At 75.0% G+C, this 404-nt stretch carries 1 pseudogene; it reads left to right on the top strand.

Features of this window, described 5'->3' with window-relative positions:
* Positions 1-404, top strand: a pseudogene (locus AB4Z35_RS30915) (hypothetical protein); the annotation flags it as partial.

The following is a 404-nucleotide window of genomic DNA, read 5'->3' as shown; positions in this document are numbered from 1 at the left end:
GGCCAGCCCGCCGCCGTCCGGCGCGTACAGCGCCAGGGCCGCGTGGCCGCCGGTGCCGTCCTCGAGTCCATCCCCCAGCCCCACGCCGGAGGCGGCCGAGCCGCTGCCGCCGACCAACCCCTTCCCGCATACCGAGCCGGTACGCAGCGCGAGCGAATACCTGCGTGCCGCCGATCCCACCGTGGCGCCGGCCGAGGAATTCGCGCGTGAAGGGGAGGACGATGTCGCGTCGGCCAGCGCCAATGCGCTCGATACGTCGCGCGAGGGCACGCCCGATGCCATCGCACGCGAATCCACCACGCGCCACTGGATCCGCCGCGAGGTATCGCCGGGCCCGGTCTTCGCCCCCGATTTCCTGCGCCACGCGCGTGACCGCGAACGCGCGCGCCCGGCACGGCCCAAGG

The sequence above is a fragment of the Pseudomonas sp. KB_15 genome (assembly GCF_052114525.1).
Taxonomy (GTDB): Bacteria; Pseudomonadota; Gammaproteobacteria; order Pseudomonadales; family Pseudomonadaceae; genus Aquipseudomonas.
The sequence above is the reverse complement of the archived record's forward strand: the minus strand, read 5'-3'. Positions and strand labels throughout refer to the sequence as shown.